Here is a 26,469-nt window from a genome sequence, read left to right on the forward strand (position 1 = left end):
GGTCGCCGGGTGAAGGTGAGTGGATTGGACCCGGCGAGTATCCCAACCCGAAAAATCACGATCAATGACGTTCGCAGGCGGATAATGTTGACTTGGGTGTCAACAAACGTTCCTATGAAAAATGCTACTGAACAGCCTCGCGAGACGGGCCCCAGCACGCTGAGCGCCCGAAGTTTGCGATATCTGCATGAGATTGAGATTCACGGCGGCGTACGTGCCGCGGCAGACGCGCTGGGCATCAACGCGTCCGTCATCAGCCGCCAGGTGTCGCAGCTTGAGCGTGAGTACGGGGTCATACTGCTTGAGCGGCGTGGGCGGCGCGTGGCGCTGACCGAGGTCGGTCTGGGCCTTGTTGAGCATTACCGCGAGAGTTGCCGGCGCGACGCCCAGATGCTCGCCCAACTGGAAGACTATCGTGGACTGCGGCGCGGCCGGCTGGGCGTCGGCGTGGGCGACGGCCGCATGGAGACATTGATTGCGACTGTGCTTGAACCATTCAGTGTTCAATTTCCCGACATCACGATAGAACTGCGCAGCGGCACCATTACGGAAATCGTCACCATGGTGCGCAACGGCGAGGTGGACCTGGGGCTCTGCACCGGTGGAGGCAACGACCCTGCGATACGGGCTCGCACGTTCCGTGGGGCGCCGTACCGCGCGCTCGTGAGTCCGCATCATCCGCTGGCGGCAAAACGGACTATCCGCTTCAAGCAGTTGCAGGGTGAACGCCTGATTTTCATGCCCACCCACTACAACGTTCAGCAATACATCGACTCGATCCTCCGTGCCGAACGGCTCAATCTGACGCCGTCTTATCGCTGCGATCAATTCTCGGCCGCGCAGGCGATCGCGGCGGCCGGGCTAGGGGTGGCTTTCATGTCGACGGACGCGGCCAGGCTTTATCTGGAAGCGGGAAAGCTCGTGTCACTGGAAATCGACCACCCCGTCGCGCGTGAATTCAATAGCCAGGTGATCAGGCGCGTAGGCGGGCGCCTGTCACCGGCGGCCGAGGCGCTTTGGAAGCAACTCATTCAGGCCATGAAAGGTCGCTAGGTTTGCGCGCCGCTTGACAGGCTGCGGCGTGACGGAGGACTCCGCGCTACGCGGCGAGAGGTTTAAATCGATGGCTGCAGTACGAGTCTAATTAGGCGTGATATCGCGCTGTACCCGGTGGATGTGTTGTTCAACGTAGAAGGCTGCCGCATCCCCGTCGCCCGTCACGATCGCTTCGTAGATCAGCCGATGCTCCGCGACATACAGACGAATCCGTGCCGGGTCGTAGATGCCGTCGTCTTTCAGCCGTTTCCATAGCGACTGGTCCATGGTCTCGGCGATTTCTTCCGCCAATTTAGCCAGCAGGGCGTCGCCGGTCATGACCGCGAGTTGCCGGTGGAAGAGCCTGTCGCTGTTATTCCACAAGGCGCGCTGTTCGGCGTCAGCCACATCGGTTAGCGTTTCCATCTGGTCCAGATAGTGCTCGGCAAGCAGGTCGCGCTTCTTGAGCATCGCTGCGCGCCGTGCTATCGCGGGCTCCAGGATCAGGCGCACATCTAGCGTAGCCGAAGGACTGTAGTCGGATTGCAGGTCGCCGGCTGGTGTTTCCTGCGATGCGGCCGCAATCAGTAGCTGCGGCGCGGTCGAAACGACATACGTACCCGAATTGCGCCGGGTGATGACCAGCCCCTCGTTCTGAAGCGCGCCAATCGCTTCGCGAACCGCCGGCCGGCCGACGCCGAACAGCGAAGCGAGTTCGCGCTCGGAAGGAAGCCGTGTGTCGGGCAAAAATCGGCCCGAACGAATCTCCGCGCGGATTTTCTCCGAGACTTGTTCATAAATCTGGAGCGGGCGGAAGTTGCCCTCGAATTCGAGTCGAGCAGAAGCCATTCAGGTAGGGGCGCAAGTGGCGATGTGGTTTCAAATATACCACTTTGGCGGATAAGGAGAACCAATCCATCGCGAAATTTGCTGTGGTTCGGGCTTGGGTACGCCCGTTCTGGTGACGGGGCAGCAGCGGCGATTCTCTGAGGTGGTATAACTGAGTGGTTTGTTTGGTACCAAAAAAAGCAAAAATATTCTAAAGTGGCTTGAAAGAGATCCATTATTGGTATAAATTCAGGCCAGATTTAGTTGAGGGAAAGTCGCGGCGATCGTTGCGGGTCTGCGACCAGCTGGGTCGGTTTGCATCCAATAGAGGCATCCGAGACAACCCTACTTCAACCTCGGCTTGGTACGACTATGAATCCTGCTTTGAACCCTGCTTTGAACCCTGTTATGAACCCTGCTTTGAACCCTATTAACGAACAGAATTTCGATGCGCAGGCGACCGCTGCGTTGCTGGACTACCAGGCACTCGTGCGAGTCTTGCGCCAGACGGTTGTCGAGTACGGTGCCGGCCACATTGTGAGTCCTGAGCGGATGGCGATTCCCCTTCAGGACGGGGGGCTGATGCTTTCAATGCCATCGAGCGCGAAAGACCTCGCGATCCACAAATTGGTCAACGTCTGTCCAGGCAACGCCAAACGTCAATTGCCGACCATTCATGGCCAGGTGCTCGCCTGCGATCCGCATACCGGCCAGACGCTGTTTGTCCTGGATGGCCCGACTGTTACTGGCCGCCGGACTGCAGCCGTAACGGCGCTTGGCATCGAGACGCTTCACATTAGCTCTCCGAATGAAATCCTCATCGTTGGTACCGGAAAGCAGGCTGCAAATCATGCGGAAGCGCTCGCCGTTCTATTCCCGCAAGCCCGGCTGCAGGTGAAAGGCACCTCGATGACAGGCGCGGTTGACTTCGTAGAGCGTAACAAGGCGGTTGCGCCCAATCTCACCGCGTTCGACGGAAACGACATTCCCGACTCGGTGGACGTGGTTATCACACTCACGACCAGCAAATCACCCGTCTATACGCAGGCCGCGCGTCCCGGCCGCCTCGTCGTCGGTGTCGGCGCGTTCACTCCCGATGCAGCAGAAGTCTCGAAGGCGACAGTGCACGGCAGTGACGTGGTTGTCGACGACCCGATTGGCGCGCGGCACGAGGCGGGTGACCTTATCCAGGCTGAGGTGAACTGGAATAGGGTTTCCTCGCTGGCGCAGGCGATCAACCGCGAAATCAGGCCTGACGCGCCAGTTTTCTTCAAGAGCGTCGGTTGCGCGGCCTGGGATCTGGCCGCATGCCGGGTCGCTCGTCTGGCACTCGGCTAAAACGGTCGATGCCGGAGCCGCGTGCAGCCCTCGCTGTGACGTGCACGGCGCAGAGCACGAGACTGGTATAAGAGAAAACCATTAGCGCGCTAATTTTTTGAAATCAGATTGATCCAAGACCAAATTGCAGATACATTGGTTTTTATAAACCCAATATAGGAGACTGAAATGCGCCTTCATGCCATCGCTTTGGCCGCAATCATGGCCGCCACCGTCGTTACGTCCGCAGGTGCAGAGGAGGTGGTGACCATCGGTCACTCGGCGCCGCTCACCGGCCCTCAGGCACCCAATGGCAAGGACAACGAAAATGGCGCGCGCCTCGCGATCGACGAGTTGAACAAGACGGGTGTGATGGTTGCCGGGAAGAAGGTGACATTCAAACTGGACTCTGAGGACGACCAGGCAGATCCCAAGGTCGGCGTACAGATTGCCCAGAAACTGGTGGACAGCGGCGTGGTCGCGGTAGTCGGCCCCTATAACTCGGGTGTTGCGATCCCCGCATCTCGCGTTTACAACGCGGGCAATGTGCCTATTCTGCCGGTGGCGTCCAATCCGGATCTGACGAAGCAAGGCTTCAAGAACATCTTCCGTATCGGCGCGAGCGATCTGCAACTGGGCGGCACCATGGGTCAGTTTGCCGCCAGGACGCTGAAGGCGAAGACCGCTGCGGTTATCGACGACCGGACTGCATATGGTCAAGGCGTCGCGGAGCAGTTCATCAAGATGGCGAAGGAAAACGGCATCCAGATCGTCGACCAGGAATTCACGAATTCCGCTGCAACCGACTTCCTCGGGATTCTGACGACCATCAAGGCGAAGAATCCGGACGTCATCTTCTTCGGCGGCTACGCGGCGCAGGGTGCTCCGATGGCCAAGCAGATGCGGCAGCGTGGAATTCGCGCGAAGCTGCTCGGCGGCGACGGCATCTGCTCGGCCGACATGGGGAAGGTCGCCGGCGATGCCGCGTCGATCGTCTATTGCGCTCAAGGCGGTATCTCACTGGACAAAACGCCGGCCGGCCGTGAGTTCCTGCAGAAATACAAGGCGGCGTACAAGACCGATACGCAGGTCTACGGCGTGAACTACTACGACGGCATCAAGATGCTTGCCGACGTGATGGTGAAGGCCGGCACGACGACCGACAAGGCGAAGCTCATCGCCCAACTGGCCAAAGAAAGCTACAAGGGTGTCGCGGGAACCTACTCGTTCGATGCCAATGGCGACCTCCAGGGCGCACCGACCACCGTGTACGAAATCCGCAACGGCTTGCCGGTTCCCTACGCCCAGTAACGTGACTGCGTGACCACGCGCGAATTGCACTTATGAAACTAACCCGTTCCATTTCGACAGTCGAAGTACATACCGGCGGTGAGGCTTTCCGCATTGTCACCAGCGGATTGCCGCGCATGCCTGGCCGCACCATCGTCGAGCGGCGCGCGTGGCTGAAGGAAAACGTTGACGATATCCGGCGCGCGCTGATGTTCGAGCCGCGCGGGCACGCCGACATGTATGGGGGCTACCTCACCGAGCCGGTGAGCGCGGGCGCCGATTTCGGCATTATCTTCGTGCACAACGAGGGGTACAGCGACCATTGCGGTCACGGCATCATCGCGCTTTCGACCGCAGCCGTCGAACTTGGGTGGGTCGAGCGCAAGTCTCCCGAAACGCGTGTGGGAATCGACGCGCCGTGCGGTTTCATCGAGGCTTTCGTGAAGTGGGACGGAGACCACGCGGGCGACGTCCGGTTTGTCAACGTGCCATCCTTTATCTGGAAGAAGGATGTCACGGTTCACACGCCTTCATTCGGCGCGGTAACCGGCGACATCGCGTTTGGCGGCGCGTTCTACTTCTATGCGGACGGCGCACCGCATGGCCTTGCGATTCGCGAGTCATCGGTCGAAGAACTGATCAGGTTCGGCGCCGAAGTGAAATTGGCCGCGAACGCGGCCTTTCCGGTCATGCATCCGGACATTCCGGAGATCAATCACATCTACGGGACAATCATCGCCGGCGCGCCCCGTCATCCTGAATCGACGCAGGCGAATTGCTGCGTGTTCGCCGACCGGGAGGTCGACCGTTCGCCGACGGGCTCCGGAACAGCAGGACGCGTCGCGCAACTTTATCTGCGTGGTCAATTGGCCAAAGGCGAGACGCTCGTCAACGAGTCAATCATCGGCACGGTCTTCAAAGGCCGTGCCCTTAGCGACACGTCAGTCGGTGATATGCCAGCCGTGATCCCTGAGGTCGAAGGCAATGCCTTCATCTGCGGGTTCGCGAACTGGATCATTGACGACCGGGACCCGCTAACTTATGGCTTCCTCGTGAGGTAGGCTGCCTGGTCGTACCAGTTGGCGCGTGCTGCTTCGGCAGACGCGCCTTTTTTTTATCTGGCGTGATCGCGAGGGGGCGAATGCGATCTCAGGCAGTCCAACGGTTCATTGCGACTATTGAAGATTTTCAAATATAGCCGCGATACCCTGACCGCCGCCGATGCACATGGTCACTAGCGCGTAGCGGCCGTCAACGCGTTTCAGTTCATGGAGCGCCTTGACGGTGATCAGTGCGCCTGTTGCGCCGATCGGATGACCCAGTGAGATACCGGACCCATTGGGATTCACCTTGTTGGCGTCGAGCTTGAGTTCCTGCGCGACGGCGCAGGCTTGCGCCGCGAATGCCTCATTGGCCTCGATCACGTCGATGTCCTGAATATCCAGACCCGCGCGTTCAAGCGCGATGCGCGTGGCCGGCACAGGACCGATGCCCATGTAGAGCGGATCGACGCCGGCATGAGCGTAGGACACCAGGCGGGCGAGAGGCTTGATCCCGCGTTGTTCTGCTGCACCGCGTTCCATCAACAGGACTGCGGCGGCAGCGTCATTGATACCGGATGCGTTGCCTGCCGTTACGGTGCCGCCGGTCTTCTGGAAGGCGGGCCGCAAACCGGACAGGTCATCAAGGGCGAGATCGGAACGTACATGTTCGTCCGTGTCGAACGACACTTCTTTGCCCTTGACTCGACGCGTCACAGGAACAATCTGCTCCTTGAAGCGCCCTTCGGCGATCGCGTGCGCCGCGCGGCGGTGCGATTCCACAGCCAATGCGTCCTGCTGTTCGCGCGTGATGCCATATTTCTGGGCAACATTTTCCGCCGTGATTCCCATCGGAACAGTATGGAAGGGGTCGTTTAGCGCACCCAGCATCATGTCGACGAGATGTGCATCACCCATCCGTACGCCAAAGCGCGTGTCGGGCGTGATGTAAGGCGCACGGCTCATGTTTTCTGCGCCGCCACCAATCGCAACGTCGGCGTCACCCAGCAGAATGGCTTGCGCGGCGGAGATAATGGCCTGCAATCCGGAGCCGCACAGACGGTTCACGGTCAGTGCGGGCGCAGCCTCGGAGACACCGCCGTTAATGGCGGCCACACGCGCCATGTACATGTCTTTGGGTTCTGTCGCAATGACATTGCCGAAAACCACGTGTCCCACCTGATCGCCGGCAAGCTTGGCCCGTGCCAGAACCTCTCGTACTACCAGGGCTGCAAGCTCCGTTGGCGGCGCGTCTTTCAGGCTTCCACCGAACTTCCCAATGGCGGTGCGCACACCACTCACAATAACGACTTCTCGTTGCACGTTGCACTCCTTGATTTAGATGGCGCGTGCGGGCATCGCTTTCGATGCCACGCTTGTCGAATCACATATTCGGATAGTTAGGCCCACCGCCGCCTTCAGGTGTCACCCACACGATGTTCTGCGTCGGGTCCTTGATATCGCAGGTCTTGCAGTGCACGCAGTTCTGCGCGTTGATCACCAGCCGCTCGCTGCCGTCGTCGTTCTTCACGAACTCGTACACCGCGGCCGGGCAATAACGCGATTCCGGCCCGGCATAGGTCTGCCAGTTCACATTCACCGGCACCGACGGATCTTTCAGCGTCAGGTGGGCCGGCTGATTCTCTTCATGGTTGGTGTTCGAGATGAACACCGAAGACAGCCGGTCAAACGTCAGCTTTCCATCCGGCTTCGGATAGACAATCTGCTTGCATTGCGACGCGGGCTTCAGCATCTCGTGATCGGAATGCTGGTGATGCAGCGTCCAGGGCACGTTGCCGCCCAGCAGCTTCTGCTCGATGCCCACCATCAGCGTGCCAAGGTACAGGCCCTTGCTCATCCACTGCTTGAAGTTGCGCGCACGATGCAGTTCCGTGTGCAGCCACGAAGTCCTGAACGACTCCGGATACGCCGTGAGTTCATCGCTGGTGCGTCCCGCCTGCACCGCCTCAAACGCAGCATCGGCGGCCAGCATCCCGGTCTTGATCGCCGCATGCGAGCCCTTGATCCGCGATGCGTTCAGGAAGCCCGCATCGTCGCCCACCAGCGCGCCGCCCGGGAACACCAGCTTCGGCAGCGACAGCAGGCCGCCGGCCGTAATCGCCCGTGCACCGTACGAGACCCGCTTGCCGCCTTCCAGAATCGCGCGGATCGCCGGATGCGTCTTGTAGCGCTGGAATTCCTCGAACGGCGACAGGTACGGATTGGTGTAGCCGAGGCCCACCACGAAGCCCACCACCACCTGGTTGTTGTCCATGTGATAGAGGAACGAGCCACCGTAGGTGTCGTTCTCCAGCGGCCAGCCGGCCGTGTGCATCACCAGACCCGGTTTGTGCTTCGACGGATCGATTTCCCACAGTTCCTTGATACCGATGCCGTACACCTGCGGATCGGCGCCGTCGCGCAGCTTGAACTTCTCGTTCAGCTGACGGCCGAGGTGCCCGCGTGCGCCTTCGCAGAAGAGCGTGTACTTCGCGTGCAACTCCATGCCGAGCTGGAAGTTTTCAGTCGGCTCGCCGTCCTTGCCAATGCCCAGATTGCCGGTCGCGACACCTTTGACCGAACCATCGTCGTTGTAGAGGATCTCGGCTGCCGGAAAGCCCGGGAAGATCTCGACGCCGAGCGCCTCGGCCTGCTGACCAAGCCAGCGCGTCACATTCGCGAGGCTGATCACGTAGTTGCCGTGGTTCTTGAAGTTGTCCGGCAGCGCCCAGGTCGGCACGCTCTTCGAGCCGGTTTCGGTGAGGAAGAGGAACCGGTCTTCGGTCACGTCCACGGTCAGTGGCGCGCCTTTTTCCTTCCAGTCGGGGATCAGTTCGGTGATCGCGCGCGGATCCATCACCGCGCCCGACAGGATATGCGCCCCGATCTCCGAGCCTTTTTCCAGTACGCACACGCTTATTTCAGCGCCTTGTTCAGCCGCCAGCTGCTTCAGGCGGATCGCTGCGGACAGGCCTGCCGGGCCGCCGCCGACGATCACGACGTCGTATTCCATCGACTCGCGTGGACCGTATTGCTCAATGAGACTTGCGTCTGTCACGATGCGATGCCTTTTCGTTAGAACTGGTCTTCGCTCAGCGCCAACATGCCTTCATTGTTTTTCGCGCTGACGATGGAGGCCTCAAGCGCGGCGGCCTGGGGCAGAACGTGATCGGCAAAGAAGTGAGCGGTTGCGATCTTCGCGTCGTAGAACGATGTGTCCTCGGCACGTTTCTCGGCAGCAACCAGCAGGGCACGTGCAAATTGCCAGCCCGCCAGTACGATGCCAGCAAGCTTCAGGTACGGCACGCCGCCGGCAAATACCGCATTCGGATCGCTTTTGGCATTGGCGAGCATGAATTCCACTACGCTCGCGAGGGCGTCGCGGCCTTGCGTGAGCCGCTTGTGCAGCGACTGGAACGCAGGGCTTGTGGAGAACGACGCGCTGGCTTGCAAGTCTCCCAACGTTCGATCGATCTGGGCGAGGATTGCCTTTGCCACCGCGCCGCCGTCGCGCAAGGTCTTGCGCCCGATCAGGTCGTTTGCCTGAATGGCCGTGGTGCCTTCGTAGATCGTCAGGATGCGGGCGTCGCGATAGTACTGGGCAGCGCCCGTCTCTTCAATGAAGCCCATGCCGCCGTGAACCTGCACGCCCAGGCTCGCCACTTCGATCGAGAGTTCCGTGCTCCAGCCTTTCACCACCGGCACGAGATATTCGTAGATGGCCTGGTGTTCCGCCTGCACGGCTTCGTCCGCGTGGCGATGCGCGATGTCGCTGTGTGCGGCTGCGACGTAGGCGAGCGCACGGGCACCCTCGGTTAGCGCGCGCATGGTCGACAGCATGCGACGCACGTCCGGGTGCTGGATGATCGCGACCGATTGCTTTGCCGAGCCGTCCACCGGCCGGCTTTGCACGCGATCCTTCGCATACGCGACGGCCTTCTGATACGCGCTGTCAGCAACGGCGATACCCTGCACGCCCACGCCAAAGCGGGCCGCGTTCATCATGATGAACATGTATTCGAGGCCGCGATTTTCTTCGCCAATCAGATGACCGATTGCGCCACCGTGGTCGCCGAATTGCAACACCGCGGTCGGGCTCGCCTTGATGCCGAGCTTGTGTTCGATCGAGACGCAATGCACGTCGTTGCGCTCGCCGACCGAGCCGTCTTCATTGATGAGAAACTTCGGCACGATGAAGAGCGAGATGCCCTTCACGCCTTCCGGTGCATTCGGCGTGCGCGCCAGCACGAGATGGGCGATGTTCTTCGCCATGTCATGCTCGCCCCACGTGATAAAGATCTTGGTGCCGAACACCTTGAACGAACCGTCGCCTTGCGGTTCGGCGCGCGTGCGCACCAGCGCGAGATCGGAGCCGGCTTGCGGCTCGGTCAGGTTCATCGTACCGGTCCACTCGCCGGAGATCAGCTTGGGCACGTAGGCCTGCTTCTGCGCTTCAGTGCCGGCCGTCAGGAGCGCTTCGATCGCGCCGTCGGTCAACAGCGGGCACAGGGCAAGCGAGAGGTTGGCGGCGTTCAGCATTTCGATGCACGGCGTCGCCAGCAGTTTGGGCAAGCCCTGACCACCGTATTCGATGGGATGCACGACACCTTGCCAGCCGCCTTCGGCGAACTGGCGGAAGGCGTCCTTGAAGCCCGGCGTTGCGGTAACCACGCCATCTTTCCAGCTGCTCGGGTTGCGGTCGCCTTCCACATTCAACGGCGCCATCACATCCGCGTTGAACTTCGCCGCTTCGTCGAGCACCGCCTGCGCGGTGTCGGCAGTGGCATCCTCGAAGCCTGCGAGTGCTGACACGCGATCGAGATGGGCAAGTTCATTGATGACAAACAGCATGTCCTTGACGGGCGCCGTATAGCTCATGATGGATTTCCGAAAAAAGGCGATCTGGGAGGGGCCGCGGGCAGGGCAGACTGGATGGCCCGGCGCGGTAACAGTTGAACCGATCGTAGTCCCGATTGGACGCAAATCGACTACCTAAATCGGCCCATCTATTGACAAATTCGGCCACGACTTGCGAAGCGGGCGGGTTGCCGATGCGCGTTTACCCCATTGCACGGGCAGCGGGTCGGGTTGCCGTTCGATCGCCATGCGAGGCGGGCAGGCTCGCGCTCAGGGTTGCCGGCGGTACTCGCCAGGCGTGCTGCCAGTCCAGTGCCGGAAGGCCCGATGAAACGCAGTGGGGTCGTCAAAACCGACATCGCCCGCGATCGCGGCGATCGGGTCGTGGGTGCCGGTGAGACGCTGGATCGCGATGTCACGCCGCAGTTCGTCCTTCAGCGTCTGAAATGCGGTTTCCTCGGCGGCGAGGCGCCGGCACAGCGTGCGGACCGAGCAGTGAAGACTCCGCGCGGCGTCTTCAACGGTCGGCACGTCCGGCAGACAGGACGCGAGGTACTGCCGGATGCGGTGGCTCGTGAGCTGCTCGCTAAAGGAAACAAAAATCCAGTCCTCGGGAGCCCGGGCGAGAAACTTGCGCAAATTCGTTTTGCGCTGGCGGATAGGCATGTCGAAATACACGGCGCTAAAGCGCATCTGTGTTTGCTGGCAGTCGAAATGGACCGGGCCGGGGAACAGGTACAGATGATCCACCGTGTGCGGTGGGCAGGAAAACGCGAACTCGACTTGCAGCAAGGGGATCTTCTGGCCGATCAGCCACGATGCCACGCCGTGAGCGAGCTTCAGCACGAGCTGCTGCCCAAGCATGCTGACGGTTGACGATGGATCCGGATGAAGGGCAACGCAGGCGATCAAGCCGTCCCGGCGCGATTCGAACCTGAAGTCATCGAGAACAATGTGAAAGAACTGCCCGAAACGATGCATGGCAATTTCGAGGTTGGGCGCATCGAGCAGGCTCAGGCAAAGGAATTTCAGGGTGCCGCTGCGCAACGGACGCTCGAAGATGCCCGGCATTTCATCGTCGAATTCAAGCGCGAGGGCGCGGTATAAAGTGGAGAACTGTTCCTCTGTGACGCGAGCGCCCGGTTCGGCCAGGAGCGCGGGCGAAATGCAGGCCTCGTCCAGGTATTTGCCGACCACACCCGGCCGTGCGCCCGCGGCGGCAAGGAAGCCGTTGACGAGTGAGATCGGGACGGTGGCGCTGGGCGAATGCATGGGCGTTGACGAGGCTCGCTGCTGTCGGTTGCGCCCGTCATTGTACGGCACCGTCCGGACTCGATTACTGGTCGAAGGTCTTCTGAATCACGATCTGATTCTTGACCGACGTTACACCCGGAACTGCTTTTGCCACTGAGGCCGCTGCGTCGATCTGAGACGCAGCCGGCACGGTTCCGTATAGGGTGACCGCGCCGCTCTTCGCTCGCACACTGATGTTTGCCGCGCTGATGCTTTTCTCTTTGACAATGGCCGTGCGAACCTGCTTGGCTAGTTCGCGATTAGCCCGTTTAGCAGCTTTGGCATCGTCTCCGGCCGATGCCGCTTTGGCGGATCCCATTGAAGCCGCGCTTGTCTGGCCAGACTGAGACCATGCGCTAATAGACACCAGGGCGATCATTGCGCTCGCCGCCAATTTGAGTACATCTGATTTCTTCATCGTTTCATCTCCAGTTTTTTATCGACAGCACAGCCCATCACTTTTTCGCCGCGGCCCAATCCGCGGCCGTTGCGTCGAATGCCGTCGCGATATCGCTCCAGTCATCGTTTCGCAAATAGCGCCGCGCAGCCGGTAGCACCACACCTTCTTCCCGTCCCAGATGCTCCCATGTGAATTGCGCGTAAACGCTGAGAGCCTGTTCGAGCCGCCCAATTGGGGCAGCCGGTTCCGCATCACGCCCGACGAGTGCGGCCAGTTCATCGAGGAGTTGTTCGTCGCGTTGATGCTGGCATTCGAGTTCATCAAGTTCGGCATCCGCAACGGACGTGCACTCGCGCAGCCGCTGAAAGAACCGGGCATTTTCCTTAAGACGGCGCCGGCGCAACTGAAGATCGCGCAGGTGCTTGACCGTCTCGCGCATGGATATCGGCTCGGGTTGCCGGCCGGCGGCGTGTGCGGCGCGGACGCTGTCCAGCAGCGTGTGAATGGCGTCGGCGACGGCGCGGTGTTGGTCGAGCAGGACGCGGATCGCGCGCGAGGTTGCCGGTCGCCGGTCGGCGGCGCATATCAGAACGGCCACGTTTGCCGCACCAGCGCCATCGGACCGCGCAACCACGACGTCGTCCGCTTCGGCCAGCCACTGACCCGGGGCGATGCAAATCAGATCGGATTCAAATTGGACCGCCGCCGCGACGATGCTGTCGAACGACGTTTCGTCGCTGGCGGCAACGGACGAATACGGTACGCCCTGCGCGCGCGCCGCAGCCTCGGCCCGCGCCAGCAGTTCCAATGCGCGCTCCCTGGCGTCGCATGCGTTCTGGGCGGCGCCGGCCTCACCCTGTACGGGCGAAACTCGATGGGGCAGCGTGGCGGCATGTTGATACAGTATGGGCAGAAAGGTGATGCGTGCACCCATCGACTGAGCAAATGCGATTGCGTGGCCGGTTGCTTCGATGCATGAATCAATGTCGCCCACAGGGACGAGAAAGTGTCGATACATGGTATCCCTTGTGCTGCATTTGCTGCATTCGACGTTTGCAGATCCTTCCGGCCGGCTTCGAACTCATCAGCTGGCAGCGCGCTGGAGCTCTGTTCGAACGCATCTTAGTCCGCGGTCGATTCGCCTACCCCCCCCACGAAGGGAGGGGGCGCGACGCGCTCGGGTGGTACGCTTCAACCTTCCCCTAATTCGCTCCCTGCGGCAGCCTGCAATGGCCGGCAGGAGTCTCGACAGGCCTCGCAAGATGGCATCAACTCCTCCAGGCGCCGGTAGCGTAGCCACCGAGCTTGTCCTGAAGACCATCGCGCCACGCGCGCCGGCCCATTTGCTGGTTCGCGACCGGCTGGCTGCGCACGCGCTGCACTTCGGCGAGCAATCGGTCGCCCTCGTGCAAGCGCCGGCGGGATACGGGAAGACTTCTTTGCTCGCCCAATGGCGCCGGGAATACCTCGCGCGTGGTGCGGCGGTCGCCTTCCTTTCGGTGGATGAGCGGGACGACCCACAGCGGCTCCTTCAGGGGCTTGTCCATGCCATGCGTGCAGGCTGTGCCCGCCCAGCTTTCGGAAGAGTGCTGCTCGACGGCGCCATGGGATCGGTCGGTGAACTGGACGGCGTGACCGCCTGGCTCGCGGAAGTCGCACAGTTTTCGCTCGATGTCCTGTTGATCGTCGACGAGGCCGACCGTCTGCCCGACGCCGGCCTGAGCGCACTGATTTATGTCTTGCATAATGCGCCGCAGAATCTTCGGGTGGCTGTCGCGGCACGCCGCAGAGTCGATGCGGCAGTGGCCGATCTGCTCGCCTACGGGCAATGCGTGCTCGTCGATCCCGAGATGCTGCGTTTTCGTCTCGAAGAGACGATTGGACTGATCGCCAACCGGTTCGGGTCGCGTTTCGACGCCGACGCGTGCGCGCGGCTGTTCGAGTTGACGGATGGCTGGCCGCTTGGGTTGCAGCTTGCGATGGCGGCCATGGCACGCGCCCCGGATCCCCGGAAAGTCGTGGAGACGATGGCGGCCAATCAGGGCGGACTGCGTGAGCACCTCGTCGGGACGCTGATCGCGGAGCTTTCGGCGGAAGACACCGATTTCCTTACCCACACCAGTCTGCTGGATTCGCTGCATCCTGACCTCTGCCAGGCGTTGACCGGCGACCCGCAGGCGCCGGAGCGGCTGGCGCGCCTCGTACGCGAGACGCCCGTGTTCGTTACCGCCGAGGACGGCGCATGGTGCTGGCTTCATACGCTCGTGCGCGACGTGCTGCAAGGACGCCTCGCGAATGTGCCCGCCGCCGAGCGGGCAGCGCTGCATGGCCGCGCTGCCGCCTGGCTGAACGGGCAGGGCATGATCGAACAGGCCGCACGGCATGCTCACGCCGCGGGTCAGCACCAGACTGCCTACGAGCTGGCGGCGCGTTGCCTGCATGACGCGGTCAAGGAGGGACGCCTGAGCGCGGTTCTCGAATGGCTCGATCTGCTCCCCGCGGATGAATTCGAGCGGCGCCCGCGTTTGTTGCTGGCAGCGGCCTGGGCCTTGGCGCTTGGCGAACGGCACAAGGAGGCGGAACTTCAGGTGCAGCGCGTGCTTGCCAGTCCCAATGCCGACGCGCAACTGCGCTACGAATGCGCGCTCATCCTGTCCGCTGCCGCCTATTACGCCGATGAGATCGACCGGTTCGTGGACCTGTTCACGCCGTGGGTCGAGTTTGTTCCCGCCGGCGATTCCTGGCTCGCCCAGATTCACGCCAACCGCCTCGCGGCGCGCGCGATTCTTGTCGGGCAGCCCGCGCAGGCACGCCGGGTCGAGCTGGCGGTCAAGCGGGCTGAAGTCGGCAAAGGGATCGGCTACGTGGTGCGCTGGGGCGATCACTTTGTCGGCTTCAGCTACGTATGGGAAGGACAATTCGTGCTTGCCGAGGAGGTGCTTCGTCCGGCACTGGCGAGCGCGGAAGCGGACCTCGGCCGCCGCCATCCGCTCTCGTGCATGTTTGCCGCGACCTGCGCGGCGCTGAGCTACGAAGCCGATCGTGTCGACGAGGCCGCCGCGTTGCTGGCCAACCGGCTGGACATTCTGGAACGAGGCGGCACGCCAGACACCGTGCTGCTCGCATACCGCACCGCGGCGCGCATCGCCGCGGCCAGAGGCAGCGAACACCGGGCCCTCGATCTCCTCGAGGCCATGCACGCGATGGGGGTGAGCCGGCGCCTGCCGCGCCTGTGCATTGCCAGCATGGCTGAACAGGTGCGTATTCATGCCGGCCGATATCGCACGCAGATGTGCGACGCCCTGGTGCACCGTATCGACGACCTGGTGACCGAGGAGGCGCCGAACAGGGGGGCGCTGTGGAGACAGTCAGTCGACCTGCTGGTCGGCCTGGCGCATGCAGGCGCCGCCATTGCGGCGCGACGCTGGCAGCAGGCGCTCGACGACCTCGTGAAGGCAGGCGTTGCCGCTGAAGCGATGAAGCTCGGCCGATATCAGATTGAAATCATGGCGATGCGCGCGTTCGCGCTGGAGCAGTCCGGCGCGAACGGGCTTGCCTTGCTTCGCGAGGCGATGAACCTCGCGCAGACGTTCCGTTTGACCCGTACTCTGGCGGACGCGCATCCTGCTCTCGCGGACTGGGCGCGGCGAGTCAGCGACGAGCAGCCTGAATCCGGCGAAGCCACCCGCGCGATTGCGGCAGCGCGTATCGCCGTGCCGCCGCTGGGCCGTCAGGCTAGCGTGCCACGGGCTGTGCCGAGCGTGCTGCTAACGCCCAAAGAGCGCGAAATCCTGGAGCTGCTGGCGAGAAATATGTCGAACAAGGAGATCGCGGTCGCGGCCGCGGTGGGAGAGGGCACCGTGAAATGGCACCTCAAGAATCTCTTCGGCAAGCTCGACGCCAGTTCGCGCAAGCATGCCGTTCGACGAGCATTGGTGCTGGGTTTGCTCGAAGGCGCATGATCCGGCACGCCGCGCCGTTCACTTTAATCTTCGGCCCCTCCCGCTTTGGGAGGGGCTTGTCCGCGCTGCTTTACGTATTCTCACCTGCACGACGCGCCACTATGCCGCTAATTCCTGGCCGCAGTCGAAACAAAACTATCAGGAGACAAAATGCAGGTGAAACTGATTGGAGCGGCAGCGCTCATTGCATTCGCGAGCGCCGCTCATGCGCAATCTTCCGTGACGCTTTACGGCATCCTCGATTCGGGTTTCTTGTACCAGAGCAGCTCGGCGGCGTCGTTTAGCCCGAAGGCGCCCAATACGGGAAAGGTGTACCGCCTGAAGGACGGTGGCATCTATTCGAGCCTGTGGGGAATGAAGGGCAGTGAAGACATCGGCGGCGGCTACCATGTCAATTTCAAGCTCCAGGGTTCGTTCGACAGCAGCACCGGCAAATCCGGCCTGAGCGATACACCCGGCGCCGCGGCCCAGTTCAACCAGTTTGCGACGATCGGCGTATCGGGACCGTTCGGCACGTTCAACGCGGGCCGGCAGATCGTCCCGATGATCTATGCCATGGCCGAGACGGACGTACGGTCTTCCCAATACTTCGGCAGTATCCTGACCGCGTGGCTGGGGATGAATCAGGCCGCCGGTTGGCCGGGCACCAGCACCAATGCGCCTATCGGCGCGCTGTATGACAGCAACGCGCTGGTGTACCAGTCGCCATCTTTTGGCGGCGCTTCGGTCGGACTGGAATACGCGCCCGGTGGTGTGGCCGGCCAGTTTCAGGGGGGCACGCGCGAGTCGGCGGTGCTCAAGTATTCGAATTACGGTCTGAGCCTGTCCGCTGTGTATTACAACGGGCACGATACGAATCCGGCGCCGGGCGCACCGTTGACCGGACTCGACAATAACCGGTTCGTTTATCTCGGCGCGCTTTATACGACCCACGGCTTCTCGGTGTCGGCGTCGTACAGCAACGGCAAGAATCCCGCGCATTCCAAGCAGGTCAATATCGATCTCTATTCCGCGGGATTGGGTTATCGCTTCTCCCCCGCGTTTCAGGTGACCTCGGGTCTCTACTACCTGAAGGACAAGAATAATTCGGCGAATCGCTCGACTGAAATTGCGCTCGGAGCCGAATACAAGCTCTCCGTCAGAACCATGGTTTACGCGCAGGTCGGCCACGTGAATAACAAGGGGACGATGAACCAGACGATCGTCTACGGTCAGCCGGTGGCGCCTGGCGTCACGACGACCGCGGCCATGATCGGGCTGCGCCATAGCTTCTGAGCGGACCGTGCCGGCTGTTCTTCATCCGGGGCAGCCGCGCGTCAAACCGGGCGACGTTCGTCTTGCCCGGTGAACTGGAGCGGGTCCGCATGCGTAGATATACGAGCTTGAGGCTCGGGCGAGCGCATGATATGAAGAAACCATCGGAGTGAGATGCGCTCAGCCGCCATTCTTGCTTGACCGTACAGAAATGGAACCGCTTCATAGCTGTTTTCACGCTGGCCTCTCGCACAACTGAGCAGTGTGTTTTACCGGCCGGCTCTGAAGCAGTTCAGGCTTACGCAAAAGAGAATAGCTGGGGATGGGTAATGACCTTCAACCGCATCAACCGTGGCGGCGCATTGCTACTCCTTGGCCTGCTTCTCATCGACCTGATCATCTGGGTAGCAGCCTGGAGCTGGCTGGAGGCCAGCCACAAGCAGTACGACGAGAAGGCCTCCGTCCAGGCCGACAACATGGCCCAGTTGCTCTATTCGGACTTTGCCGGCCGGCTTGAAAGTATCGATCGAACGCTTGCTGCAGCGGTCACTGAATTCGAGCGCCAGCAGACATTCGGGGCGCTGCGCGCCGAGCTCGTCGAGCCGGTTTTGAGTCAGCACCTCTTCGTACTCCCATCGATGTCGGCGATGCGAGTGGCGAACGCTAGTGGCGAGGTGATCTTCGGCACCGGTGGGCAGTCCGGGGTTTTCATGACTGACCGCGATTATTTTCAGCAACTACGCGACCATTCCGACGCGGGTATGGTAGTTAGCCGCCCTGTTTTTGGCCGCATCAGCGCAACCTGGGACATCGTCTTTGCCCGGGCCATGCGTACGCCGCAAGGCAAATTTGCCGGCATCGTGACGCTCGTGTTTCCGGTCAATTCGCTAAACGAACGCTTCGCGGCGCTCTCCAACGGACCCACCGATTCCTTCGTCGTCTTTGATGACAGGAACATGACTTTCATTTCGCGGTACCCCGATGGGCTGGTTACCCCGGGGGAACCGCTCATTGTTCGCCCTGATGCCCCCATGTTTATGGCACGGCGATTGTCCCGGCTTGCAGGAAAGTTCGTCAACGTCGCGCCGCAAGACGGCGTGATGCGCTCGTACGGATATCGCTGTATGGAAACGCAGCCGTTGTGCGTTCTGGTGGGAGTCGGGCTCGACACCTATCTCGCGCCGTGGGTTGCCGAGCGGCGCATGATTGTCAGTTCCGTGGTGTTATTTACCTTGCTGACCTGGTTATTGTGGTACTTGACCTACCGGGCCTGGGGTAAGCAACTCGACGCCATCAACGCCGAGCAGGCAGCCTATCGAACCCGGGACGCCGAGCGGCGGTTCAACCAGACCATCATCGATGAGTCGCCTATCGCCATCGTGACGCGCGACGCCGCGGGCATTGTCACGTTGGTGAATGAGGCGGCGGAGAAACTGTTGGGATGGTCCGCGGGTGAGCTCGTGGGGAAAACGCTACCGGATCTGCTTTCCGGCATGACCAAAGAGATTGAGCCTCTCCGTCACGAGGCGCTCGCGGGTGAAACGCTGGTAGACCGGGAAGTCGTTCGCTTACATCGGGACGGTCATCCCGTCACGATCAGCGCGACGCAGGCGCCGTTGCGCGACGCGAGCGGTGCGATCACCGGCTACCTGACCATGGCGATGGACATCACGCGCCGCAAGGAAGCAGAGGCCAAGGCGGAGTACCTTGCCTCCCGGGACGCGTTGACCGGCTTGCCGAACTGGTCGCTGTTGCGCGACCGGTTCGAACGCGCGAAGGGCCCCCGGCTGGTGTTCATCATGCTGGACCTGAGCAACTTCACGGCGATCAACGAGTCATTCGGACACGCTACGGGCGACGCCGTGCTGAAAGTTGTGGCCTGCCGCCTGAAAGACTGCCTGCGCGACTCCGACACCGTCAGCCGCCAGGGGGGCGATGAATTCCTCCTGTTTCTCGCGGGTCTTGAAGGACTGGCCCAAATTCAGGCGGTTCTCGGCGAAATTCAGTCCAGCGTATCCGCCGTCATGGAAATCGGCGGCGAGGAGGTGTACACGTCCGCGACGATGGGCGTTGCACTGTATCCCGAAGATGGTGAGGACTTTGAGACCCTCTTGCGTAAAGCCGACGCCGCCATGTCCCGCGGGAAGGGCGATGGCCGCAACACGTGCCGTTTCTTCGACGATGAGCTGGGCCGGGAAGCGACGGCCTGCTTGCGTGTCGAGGCCGGCCTGCGCAAAGCGCTGGAGAAGGGGGAATTCGAATTGCACTATCAGCCGCAGATCGATCTCCGCAGCGGCCGTGTACGGGGTGTCGAAGCGTTGCTACGCTGGCGGCATCCCGAGCAGGGGTTGCTGCCGCCCGGACAGTTCATTCAGATTGCCGAGCAAAGCGGTCTTATCGTGCCCATTGGCGAGTGGGTCGTGCGCGAATGCTGCCGGCAGGGGCAGGCGTGGCGAGCCGCAGGAATGCCAGATGTAGGCATCGCGTTGAACCTGTCGGCGGTGCAATTCACGCAAGGTGACATCGTCGACACAATCCAGCGCGCCCTGACCGAGTCGGGTTTCAATCCTGGCTATCTCGAGCTGGAACTGACGGAGTCGGTACTGATTCGAAACACCGAACAGGCGCTGACTACCGTGCAGCGTCTGAAGCAGCTTGGTGTGACGGTATCGGTCGACGATTTTGGCACCGGCTATTCCAGTTTGGCCTATCTCAAACGGTTTGAGGTCGACAAGCTGAAGATCGACCGCGCGTTTGTTCGCGACCTTTGCAGGAATGCCAATGACGAGTCGATTGTACGAGCCATCATCCAGATGGCTCGCGCACTCAACCTTCGCACGACAGCGGAGGGCGTCGAAGACGAAACAACGCTCGCGTGCTTGCGGCAGTTGGAATGCGATGAGGCGCAGGGCTATCTGATCGCGCGGCCGATGCCGGAGGATCAGGTTGCGGCGTTTATTTGTGAGTACGCCGTTTGCGCGTGACTGTCGGCAGCGTTCGGGTCCAAACCGACGCCAGCTTTGGCGAGTACGCGGAGTGCGCCTCGAGCAGTGTGACTGGAACGACCGACGCTTCCGGGGGCGTCGCTCCAGCGTGCGTATCGTCGTGAAGATCGCCATTCGCCTCCAGACCGGCCAGGGTGCGCCAGAACTGCTGCCCGGACTTGATGAATCCCTGACCATATTCAGCGGGTACGTTTAACGACACGGTCACAACGCCTCGATTGACTGACTCACCGCTGCGGATTGTTCGGCGCCGGCCGCGCGTTCAGCCAGCCGCCGCGCACGGGACGTGACCATGACAACCGCGTCGCCGTCGATCACCACTTTTCCGCCAACGGTACAGACGGTCGACATCACAACGCGGCACTTTTCCGGCTGCAGTTCTTTCACGGCGACCGTTGCATGCACCGTATCGCCAGGCCGGACCGGTGCCTTGAAACGCAGGTTCTGTCCGAGGTACACGGTGCCGGGGCCCGGCAGGCGCCCGGCGAGGGTCGCGGAAATCACACTTGCGCTCAGCATCCCATGCGCAATGCGCCCTTTGAACGGGGTAGTGCGCGCGAATTCCTCGTTTAGGTGAACTGCGTTGTTGTCGCCCGATGCGGCCGCGAAGAACAGGATATCCGCCTCCGTCATGGTCTTCGCAAAGGTGGCGCTCATGCCGGCTTCCAGATCTTCAATGTCGTAACCGCCAATTTCGTTCATCTATTGCTCAACTCGTTATTACCGCATGGAAGGACTGACCCTGTCTGTTCCGGACATGCTGCCGCCTCGCTGTATGGCTCATGATGGATTTCCAGAACGGCGATCGAAGACGGGGCGCGGCTTGGGCGGAGTGGATGGCCCGCCGCGGTATCCGTTGAGTCGATCGTAGTCCCAATTGAATCTGAATCGACTACCTGAATCGGCCTATCCATTGACAAAGTCAGCCACGACTTGCGAATGACACGAATTGCCGATGCGCCATCTCTTCAGGCACGCATGCGGTCATGCCACGAAACAGGACGTGCCCATCATGGGCGGTTCCCGCCTTGGTGGATACACGTTCCACGAGCCGTCGCCATGCCGGAAGAAGGTAATCGTTAACCTGCTTTCGGAACGGCCCACGCCGACGCGTAGATAGCGGCGTCGATTCGACGATGTACGGCTGAACTCGATCACCTGCACGGTCCCCTCGCAGCAGTGCCCGAGCCACTTGTCGACCAACCTCCGCAAAGAACTCCCATCGTTTCGCATGGCGCTTTCCCTGAAAAGTAACACCGGACGCCTGACTGGCGCCTGGGCGACTGGGCGTGCCGCGTGACCGGAATCATCGCGACGGTAGTGTCCGATGATTGTTTCCGCCTCTGGCGGTGGCCGGCCAGTCCAACCTTGTCCCGTATCGCATGAGTGAAGTCTAGGGCGGGCGATTCCTGATCGCCCCCCTCCTCATGGGAGGGCGGAGACCGTTTGAGTGCACGGTGTCGATCCATCGCGCCCAGGCGGCTTCGACTTTCACTTCATTGCACGGACATGCGTTCAGCGCTGGCGACCGGCACATACAGCGTGCGATCAGCGTGCGATCCCAAAAATGAAATTTCCATTTCATTCTTGAGGTCGATGCCGCGCCACCCTGAAATAATTTTTCTGTGAAATCAATGATCTAAGTGTCCGATGCCGTCTTGGCCCGCTCCTTGCTGGATAGCTGGCCAGTTAGCAGCGTTGTGCTGCCGTCAGCTTTTTCAATCGGGAGATCCAGAGATGACACATGACAGACAAAACGGAACGGAGACGCGATACGTCGCGCCTCCGGGAGAGGGAAGCAGGGTGGAAGCCAGCCTGGCGACGGACGATCGTCCCGAAAGCATGGCAATGAACGGCCGGACCAACTGGGCCTGGGCAAACGGCAGATTGGGCTACGACTGGATGGATTCGCACTACCTGGTCACTGACTTCGCCTAGACCTGCGATCGCCAGAAGCGCACATCCCACCGGCAGTACGAGTGCAAACTCACTGCCGACTCCCTGCAGCGTTGACCGCGTTCGGGAGTCGGCGGTGTCGCTTCAGGCCTTCTTCACGTACGCGCTGCACCAGCCCTTCGTCGGGACCTGCTTGCCGGAAAAAATCGGGCACGGTCCGGACGCATCGCCTGGTTTGCCTTGATAGAGCTGGCAGTTGGCGCACGCCTGGCCAGCCAGATACTTTGGATATTTCGCCTTGTCGACGTGTGTCGCGTCCGTCTTGAAGCCAAGTGCCTGTGCGGTCGGATCGCTTTCGGATACCGCGGGCGTCTCGGCCGACGCCTTGCCCGAGAGCGCAACAGAGGAGGCCAGCGAAGCGGCCAGAATCATGAAGTGACGACGGGATGATTGCATGCAAGGCTCCTTTCTTTCTGATGGTGGGCGGCGGGCCTTCGACGTGCCAGCCGATGTGGAACTCCGTTTCGCCACGGAGCGAAGTTTTACTGTTTGCCCTTTATCACGGTCAGATAGGTGGCGAGCTCATCGACCTGCTCCGCAGGCATGGGTGCGCCGTACGCGGTGCGCATCTTGTTGATCTCCGCCTTCCACTCTCCGAAGCGCAGTGGCGGCTGGCGCGTGACCATGCCGGCCGAATGACAGATCATGCACTGCGAGTTGGCGATCTCGGCACCGGCGCCCGGTGGAAAAACGTGCTCGCTGTCAGGGAGGGTAACGCTGACGGTGCGATTCAAGGCTGCGGCCGACGGCGCTTTCACTGCGGGTTCGGCGAAGGCGGCCGGGATGCCGGCGGAGGCGAGCAGAATCGATATCAACACGTTTTGGCTTTTCATGTTCCGCTCCTCAGGAAGCCATCAGCGCGATGGATTCGACAACGTTGCGCATGAAGCCCCCAGTGTTCCAGTTTGCGGTATCCGGCTGCACGACCCCCGCGGTGTTCGTCGCCTTGATTTTCAGCACCAGGGGACCGGCGTTCGGCATCACGTGCGTTTCCCATTGCCTGAAGCTGTATTTGCCATGATCGTGGCCAAGACGCGTGGCCGCCCAGGTCGTGCCGCCGTCAGACGACACGCTGACGTCGCGCACGCCGGTGTCTCCACCGAAGGCGATGCCGCGCACGGTTAGCGGCTTGCCGGCGGCCACATTCTGGCCGTTCGTGAGATTGGTGGCAAACGAGCGTGGGACCATCCGGTTGATCGGCACCATCTTGACGCCGGTTTGGCCCGGCGCGATGTTGGCTTGGGGCGTATCCGGGATCAGGTAGGCCTTTGACATCCAGAAGTTGTCGTCCGGGTGATCCAGCACCTCGATATCGTTGAGCATTTTCACCCAGTAGGTCGAATACCAGCCGGGCACAATCAGGCGCAGCGGAAAGCCGTTTAGCAGCGGTAATGGCTGACCGTTCATCGCATAGGCGATCATCACTTCGCCATCGCGCGCATGGTCGATGTCGAGCGACTTCATGAATTTCGGCGTTCCCGGGAGGACCCCTGCGTCGAGCCCATTAAAGCGGGCCTGCACGGCGCTGCCCTTAAGACCCGCGCGCGCCAGGATATCGCGCAGACGGACACCGGTCCACAACGCATTGCCCATCGCGCCGTTGCCCCATTGAGCGCCTGCCACGCGCTGATCGAAGAATCCTCGCGAGTTGCCGGAGCACTGGTTCACTGCCGCCAGTTCAACCGGTTCGAACTGGGTCCGCAGGTCGGTCAGGCTCAGGCTGAGCGATCGTTCGATCTGTCCGTGAACGTTCAGGCGAAATGCGGCGCCGTCGATCTTCGTAGGAATATCGGCGAGATGCCAGCGCACGAAAAACTGGTCGTTAGGCGTGAACACGCCTCGATCGAAGACCGCGAACGGCGTTTCGAGCAACGGCGGACGGGTTCGCAGTAGCAGCATCTCGCCTTTCTGCGGAAACGCGCTCGTCAAGTCGCGCTCGCCGCCGGCGAATGGCAGGTTGACGGTTTGCGCCGACCACGCGCTGGGGTTCCAGCCGGCCATCGTGCCGGCGAGACCGCCCGCGGCAAGACCGCGAAGCATCGTGCGCCGGCGCGCGTCCACGTCGTGGGAATTGCTCTTCATGGTTGTCTCCCTCAAGTTCATTTTTTTTGTTAAAGCATACACATAAGCAGGCCGGTACCGCTGAAGCGCCCGATTGTTTCCGCGGCGTCGCGTTACATCGCCTGCCTTGACTCGCCATCCTGGCTAGCAGGCGTTCTCCTACGCCATCTCCGACGCCATTTCGAAGAACACGCGCATTGCCTCCGTCACATAACGCTGCTGGTGACGCAGCATCAGGAAATCGCGCGACGGCAGAGGCCAATGCAGTGCGGTCAGCGTTCCGGCACTGAGTGAGGAAGCCGCGACCAGACGAGACATCACGGTCGCGCCGGCGCCAGCCTCGACCGCGGAGCGTACTGCTTCGTTCGACGGAAGCTCCAGCGCGATCTCGAACTGAGAGGGATCGCCTCCTAAGCCTCGCACCATCTTTTCGAAGATCCCGCGCGTACCCGATTCCGGCTCACGCAGCACCCAGGCGCTATCGCGCAAGTCGACAATACCGCCAGCCGTCGAATCGAGATGGGCCCAAGGGTGGCTGGGGGCGACCACCAGCACCAGTTCATCCTGGGCGACCGCGCGCACGTCGAGACCGTCGGCGTCCACCTGGTCTTCCACGAAACCCAGATCGACGGCGCCCTCGGCGACCTGCCGGACGACTTGTCCGGTATTCGTGATCGAGAGCTTGAGCGAAACGCCGGGGTGGGCCGCATGGAAGCGTTGCATCACCTTCGGTATCCAGTAATTTGCGACCGTCTGACTCGCCGCAAGCGATAGTGCACCGCGCCGCAATCCGGCCAGATCGGCCAGCATATTCCCGGCCGACGACGCACGGGCGAGTACCGCGCGCGCTTCACAGAGAAACCGCTGGCCGGCGTCGGTCAGCACAATATTCCGGCGAATCCGGTGGAACAGCTTGACGTCGTACTGCGCTTCGAGGGCGGCGATCGAGCTGCTCACCGCCGACTGCGAAAGCGCCAGTACATCGGCCGCACGCGTCACATGCTGCTGCTCCGCAACCGCAACAAAGATACGAAGTTGATCGAGCGTCATGTTTTTCCGCGGACCTCAAACCCTTTTTAAGCCATGCCCAGCACGCGAATCAGCACGAGGCTGATGAGCACGAGGGCGATGATCGACAGTACCACCGCGAGTGTCACACGGGGGCCGGCTTTGGCGACCATTCGCACGTCGACGCCCAGACCCAGTGCCGCCATCGAAAGTATCGTCAACACGTTCGCCGTACTGCTGATCGGCGCTAACGCTGCGCTCGGAACGATATTGGCCGAACGGAGGGCGACCAGCGCCAGGAAGCCAAGAATGAACCAGGGCACGACCTTGTGCCAGGCGAGACGCGTTACCTTCGGCGCACCCGGCAATCCAGCAGCACCCGCGCCACGACGCGAGCCGATTGAGAGGACGAGGATCACGGGGCCGAGCATCAACACGCGGACCAGTTTGACCAACGTTCCGAGATGGGCGCTGAGCGCCGAGACAGGGATCGTTGCCGCCAGCACCTGCGGCACTGCGTAGACAGTCAGGCCGGCCAGTACGCCGTATTGCAGGTTGCTAAGGTGCAGGACAGGAACCAGCAGCGGCAGTCCGAGCACGACGATGACGCCCAGCACGGCGGTAAAGGCAATCGACGCGGCCACGTCATCACTATGGGCCTCGATCACGGGAGCCACGGCGGCGATCGCCGAGTTGCCGCAGATCGAGTTGCCGCACGCGACCAGCAAGGCCATCCGATGGTGCAAACCAAGGAGGCGCCCGGTACCGTAGCTGACCACGATGGCCACCCCGACGACGGCCACGATGCCTGCCAGCAGTCCCACCCCGGCCGCCTTGAGGGTCTGGGTGCTGAGCGAGGCGCCCAGCAGGACCACGGCAATTTCCAGCAAAGTTTTGGCGCTGAAATTGATCCCGGCGTGCCAGTAAGGGGCTGGCTTCCAGACACTTCGCACTGCTGTGCCGATCAGGATGGCGAGGACCAATGCTTCCAGCCAGGCGTGCCCGAACAGCCGTTCCTCAGCCAGTTGCAACGCGAAAGCGGCCAGTGTGACGGCAATACATAGGGCAACGCCTGGCGCATGGGCTCGCACCCAGGCCAGGGTGCTGGAGCCGACCGGGCGCCTTCCGGCTAATGCATGAGGTTCGAGTGGGGTCGACATCGC

General features: G+C 61.6%; 21 protein-coding genes. 8 read left to right on the plus strand and 13 right to left on the minus strand.

What is annotated here, in order from left to right:
• The first annotated feature begins 24 nt into the window (after positions 1-24).
• Positions 25-1,053, plus strand: a complete 1,029-nt coding sequence (locus KHO23_RS25295; protein WP_236066990.1) for a LysR family transcriptional regulator — start codon at positions 25-27, stop codon at positions 1,051-1,053.
• An 87-nt stretch (positions 1,054-1,140) separates the two neighbouring features.
• On the opposite strand, the gene KHO23_RS25300 is transcribed toward KHO23_RS25295, so the two are convergent.
• Positions 1,141-1,884: a FadR/GntR family transcriptional regulator gene (locus KHO23_RS25300; protein WP_211614192.1), complete on the minus strand. Its 744-nt coding sequence runs from the start codon at positions 1,882-1,884 to the stop codon at positions 1,141-1,143.
• 387 nt (positions 1,885-2,271) lie between these two features.
• Here KHO23_RS25300 and lhpI point away from each other — a divergent pair, with 387 nt between their 5' ends.
• The 3 genes from lhpI (at position 2,272) to lhpH (ending at position 5,531) form a co-directional block, all read left to right on the plus strand.
• The gene (gene lhpI / locus KHO23_RS25305; protein WP_211614240.1) at positions 2,272-3,201 is read left to right on the plus strand and encodes a bifunctional Delta(1)-pyrroline-2-carboxylate/Delta(1)-piperideine-2-carboxylate reductase; all 930 of its coding nucleotides are present in this window, start codon (positions 2,272-2,274) and stop codon (positions 3,199-3,201) included.
• Positions 3,202-3,369: 168 nt separating this feature from the next.
• On the plus strand, positions 3,370-4,491 hold the full coding sequence (locus tag KHO23_RS25310) for a branched-chain amino acid ABC transporter substrate-binding protein (RefSeq protein WP_211614193.1): 1,122 nt from the start codon (positions 3,370-3,372) through the stop codon (positions 4,489-4,491).
• Between the two features lie 32 nt (positions 4,492-4,523).
• Positions 4,524-5,531 carry a trans-3-hydroxy-L-proline dehydratase gene (lhpH, locus tag KHO23_RS25315; RefSeq protein ID WP_211614194.1) on the plus strand — a complete coding sequence of 336 codons (1,008 nt, stop codon included), beginning with the start codon at positions 4,524-4,526 and terminating at the stop codon, positions 5,529-5,531.
• A gap of 114 nt (positions 5,532-5,645) precedes the next feature.
• On the opposite strand, the gene bktB is transcribed toward lhpH, so the two are convergent.
• The 6 genes from bktB to KHO23_RS25345 form a co-directional block, all read right to left on the minus strand.
• Positions 5,646-6,833 (minus strand): beta-ketothiolase BktB, encoded by a 1,188-nt coding sequence (bktB, locus tag KHO23_RS25320; protein WP_211614195.1) that lies wholly within the window; start codon positions 6,831-6,833, stop codon positions 5,646-5,648.
• 61 nt (positions 6,834-6,894) lie between these two features.
• Complete coding sequence (locus KHO23_RS25325; protein WP_211614196.1) at positions 6,895-8,568, minus strand: electron transfer flavoprotein-ubiquinone oxidoreductase; 1,674 nt, start codon at positions 8,566-8,568, stop codon at positions 6,895-6,897.
• A gap of 17 nt (positions 8,569-8,585) precedes the next feature.
• On the minus strand, positions 8,586-10,388 hold the full coding sequence (locus KHO23_RS25330; protein WP_211614197.1) for an acyl-CoA dehydrogenase: 1,803 nt from the start codon (positions 10,386-10,388) through the stop codon (positions 8,586-8,588).
• A 249-nt stretch (positions 10,389-10,637) separates the two neighbouring features.
• Complete coding sequence (locus KHO23_RS25335; protein ID WP_211614198.1) at positions 10,638-11,639, minus strand: AraC family transcriptional regulator; 1,002 nt, start codon at positions 11,637-11,639, stop codon at positions 10,638-10,640.
• Positions 11,640-11,703: 64 nt separating this feature from the next.
• Complete coding sequence (locus KHO23_RS25340) at positions 11,704-12,078, minus strand: BON domain-containing protein (RefSeq protein WP_211614199.1); 375 nt, start codon at positions 12,076-12,078, stop codon at positions 11,704-11,706.
• 37 nt (positions 12,079-12,115) lie between these two features.
• Complete coding sequence (locus tag KHO23_RS25345) at positions 12,116-13,078, minus strand: hemerythrin domain-containing protein (RefSeq protein ID WP_211614200.1); 963 nt, start codon at positions 13,076-13,078, stop codon at positions 12,116-12,118.
• Positions 13,079-13,322: 244 nt separating this feature from the next.
• Between KHO23_RS25345 and KHO23_RS25350 the strand changes: the two genes are divergently transcribed.
• The 3 genes from KHO23_RS25350 (at position 13,323) to KHO23_RS25360 (ending at position 20,260) form a co-directional block, all read left to right on the plus strand.
• Positions 13,323-16,022, plus strand: a complete 2,700-nt coding sequence (locus KHO23_RS25350) for a LuxR C-terminal-related transcriptional regulator (protein ID WP_211614201.1) — start codon at positions 13,323-13,325, stop codon at positions 16,020-16,022.
• A 150-nt stretch (positions 16,023-16,172) separates the two neighbouring features.
• A complete protein-coding gene (locus KHO23_RS25355; protein WP_211614202.1) occupies positions 16,173-17,297 on the plus strand; it encodes a porin in 1,125 nt (374 codons plus the stop codon).
• A gap of 308 nt (positions 17,298-17,605) precedes the next feature.
• Positions 17,606-20,260: a bifunctional diguanylate cyclase/phosphodiesterase gene (locus KHO23_RS25360; RefSeq protein ID WP_211614203.1), complete on the plus strand. Its 2,655-nt coding sequence runs from the start codon at positions 17,606-17,608 to the stop codon at positions 20,258-20,260.
• Positions 20,261-20,485: 225 nt separating this feature from the next.
• Here KHO23_RS25360 and KHO23_RS25365 read toward each other — a convergent pair whose 3' ends face one another.
• Positions 20,486-20,983, minus strand: coding sequence for a MaoC family dehydratase (locus KHO23_RS25365; RefSeq protein WP_211614204.1), 498 nt, complete (start codon positions 20,981-20,983; stop codon positions 20,486-20,488).
• Between the two features lie 1,101 nt (positions 20,984-22,084).
• Here KHO23_RS25365 and KHO23_RS35485 point away from each other — a divergent pair.
• The gene (locus KHO23_RS35485) at positions 22,085-22,219 is read left to right on the plus strand and encodes a hypothetical protein (RefSeq protein ID WP_268963929.1); all 135 of its coding nucleotides are present in this window, start codon (positions 22,085-22,087) and stop codon (positions 22,217-22,219) included.
• 102 nt (positions 22,220-22,321) lie between these two features.
• Here KHO23_RS35485 and KHO23_RS25370 read toward each other — a convergent pair whose 3' ends face one another.
• From KHO23_RS25370 to KHO23_RS25390, 5 genes are all read right to left on the minus strand, one after another.
• Positions 22,322-22,633: a high-potential iron-sulfur protein gene (locus tag KHO23_RS25370; RefSeq protein ID WP_211614205.1), complete on the minus strand. Its 312-nt coding sequence runs from the start codon at positions 22,631-22,633 to the stop codon at positions 22,322-22,324.
• 86 nt (positions 22,634-22,719) lie between these two features.
• A complete protein-coding gene (locus KHO23_RS25375) occupies positions 22,720-23,070 on the minus strand; it encodes a c-type cytochrome (protein ID WP_211614206.1) in 351 nt (116 codons plus the stop codon).
• Between the two features lie 10 nt (positions 23,071-23,080).
• On the minus strand, positions 23,081-24,319 hold the full coding sequence (locus KHO23_RS25380; RefSeq protein WP_211614207.1) for a molybdopterin-dependent oxidoreductase: 1,239 nt from the start codon (positions 24,317-24,319) through the stop codon (positions 23,081-23,083).
• Positions 24,320-24,457: 138 nt separating this feature from the next.
• On the minus strand, positions 24,458-25,348 hold the full coding sequence (locus KHO23_RS25385; RefSeq protein WP_211614208.1) for a LysR substrate-binding domain-containing protein: 891 nt from the start codon (positions 25,346-25,348) through the stop codon (positions 24,458-24,460).
• A gap of 26 nt (positions 25,349-25,374) precedes the next feature.
• Positions 25,375-26,466, minus strand: a complete 1,092-nt coding sequence (locus KHO23_RS25390) for a YeiH family protein (protein ID WP_211614210.1) — start codon at positions 26,464-26,466, stop codon at positions 25,375-25,377.
• Positions 26,467-26,469: the final 3 nt, after the last annotated feature.

This window comes from Paraburkholderia haematera (assembly GCF_905220975.1).
Classification (GTDB): Bacteria; Pseudomonadota; Gammaproteobacteria; order Burkholderiales; family Burkholderiaceae; genus Paraburkholderia; species Paraburkholderia haematera.

What these genes read in the sequence shown, in the direction of transcription:
- KHO23_RS25300 (WP_211614192.1), bottom strand. Translation starts at nt 1,884, where the DNA reads ATGGCTTCTGCTCGACTCGAATTCGAGGGCAACTTCCGCCCGCTCCAG.
- lhpI (WP_211614240.1), top strand. Translation starts at nt 2,272, where the DNA reads ATGAACCCTGCTTTGAACCCTATTAACGAACAGAATTTCGATGCGCAG.
- KHO23_RS25310 (WP_211614193.1), top strand. Translation starts at nt 3,370, where the DNA reads ATGCGCCTTCATGCCATCGCTTTGGCCGCAATCATGGCCGCCACCGTC.
- lhpH (WP_211614194.1), top strand. Translation starts at nt 4,524, where the DNA reads ATGAAACTAACCCGTTCCATTTCGACAGTCGAAGTACATACCGGCGGT.
- KHO23_RS25330 (WP_211614197.1), bottom strand. Translation starts at nt 10,388, where the DNA reads ATGAGCTATACGGCGCCCGTCAAGGACATGCTGTTTGTCATCAATGAA.
- KHO23_RS25335 (WP_211614198.1), bottom strand. Translation starts at nt 11,639, where the DNA reads ATGCATTCGCCCAGCGCCACCGTCCCGATCTCACTCGTCAACGGCTTC.
- KHO23_RS25340 (WP_211614199.1), bottom strand. Translation starts at nt 12,078, where the DNA reads ATGAAGAAATCAGATGTACTCAAATTGGCGGCGAGCGCAATGATCGCC.
- KHO23_RS25345 (WP_211614200.1), bottom strand. Translation starts at nt 13,078, where the DNA reads ATGTATCGACACTTTCTCGTCCCTGTGGGCGACATTGATTCATGCATC.
- KHO23_RS25350 (WP_211614201.1), top strand. Translation starts at nt 13,323, where the DNA reads ATGGCATCAACTCCTCCAGGCGCCGGTAGCGTAGCCACCGAGCTTGTC.
- KHO23_RS25355 (WP_211614202.1), top strand. Translation starts at nt 16,173, where the DNA reads ATGCAGGTGAAACTGATTGGAGCGGCAGCGCTCATTGCATTCGCGAGC.
- KHO23_RS25360 (WP_211614203.1), top strand. Translation starts at nt 17,606, where the DNA reads ATGACCTTCAACCGCATCAACCGTGGCGGCGCATTGCTACTCCTTGGC.
- KHO23_RS25365 (WP_211614204.1), bottom strand. Translation starts at nt 20,983, where the DNA reads ATGAACGAAATTGGCGGTTACGACATTGAAGATCTGGAAGCCGGCATG.
- KHO23_RS25370 (WP_211614205.1), bottom strand. Translation starts at nt 22,633, where the DNA reads ATGCAATCATCCCGTCGTCACTTCATGATTCTGGCCGCTTCGCTGGCC.
- KHO23_RS25375 (WP_211614206.1), bottom strand. Translation starts at nt 23,070, where the DNA reads ATGAAAAGCCAAAACGTGTTGATATCGATTCTGCTCGCCTCCGCCGGC.
- KHO23_RS25380 (WP_211614207.1), bottom strand. Translation starts at nt 24,319, where the DNA reads ATGAAGAGCAATTCCCACGACGTGGACGCGCGCCGGCGCACGATGCTT.
- KHO23_RS25385 (WP_211614208.1), bottom strand. Translation starts at nt 25,348, where the DNA reads ATGACGCTCGATCAACTTCGTATCTTTGTTGCGGTTGCGGAGCAGCAG.
- KHO23_RS25390 (WP_211614210.1), bottom strand. Translation starts at nt 26,466, where the DNA reads ATGTCGACCCCACTCGAACCTCATGCATTAGCCGGAAGGCGCCCGGTC.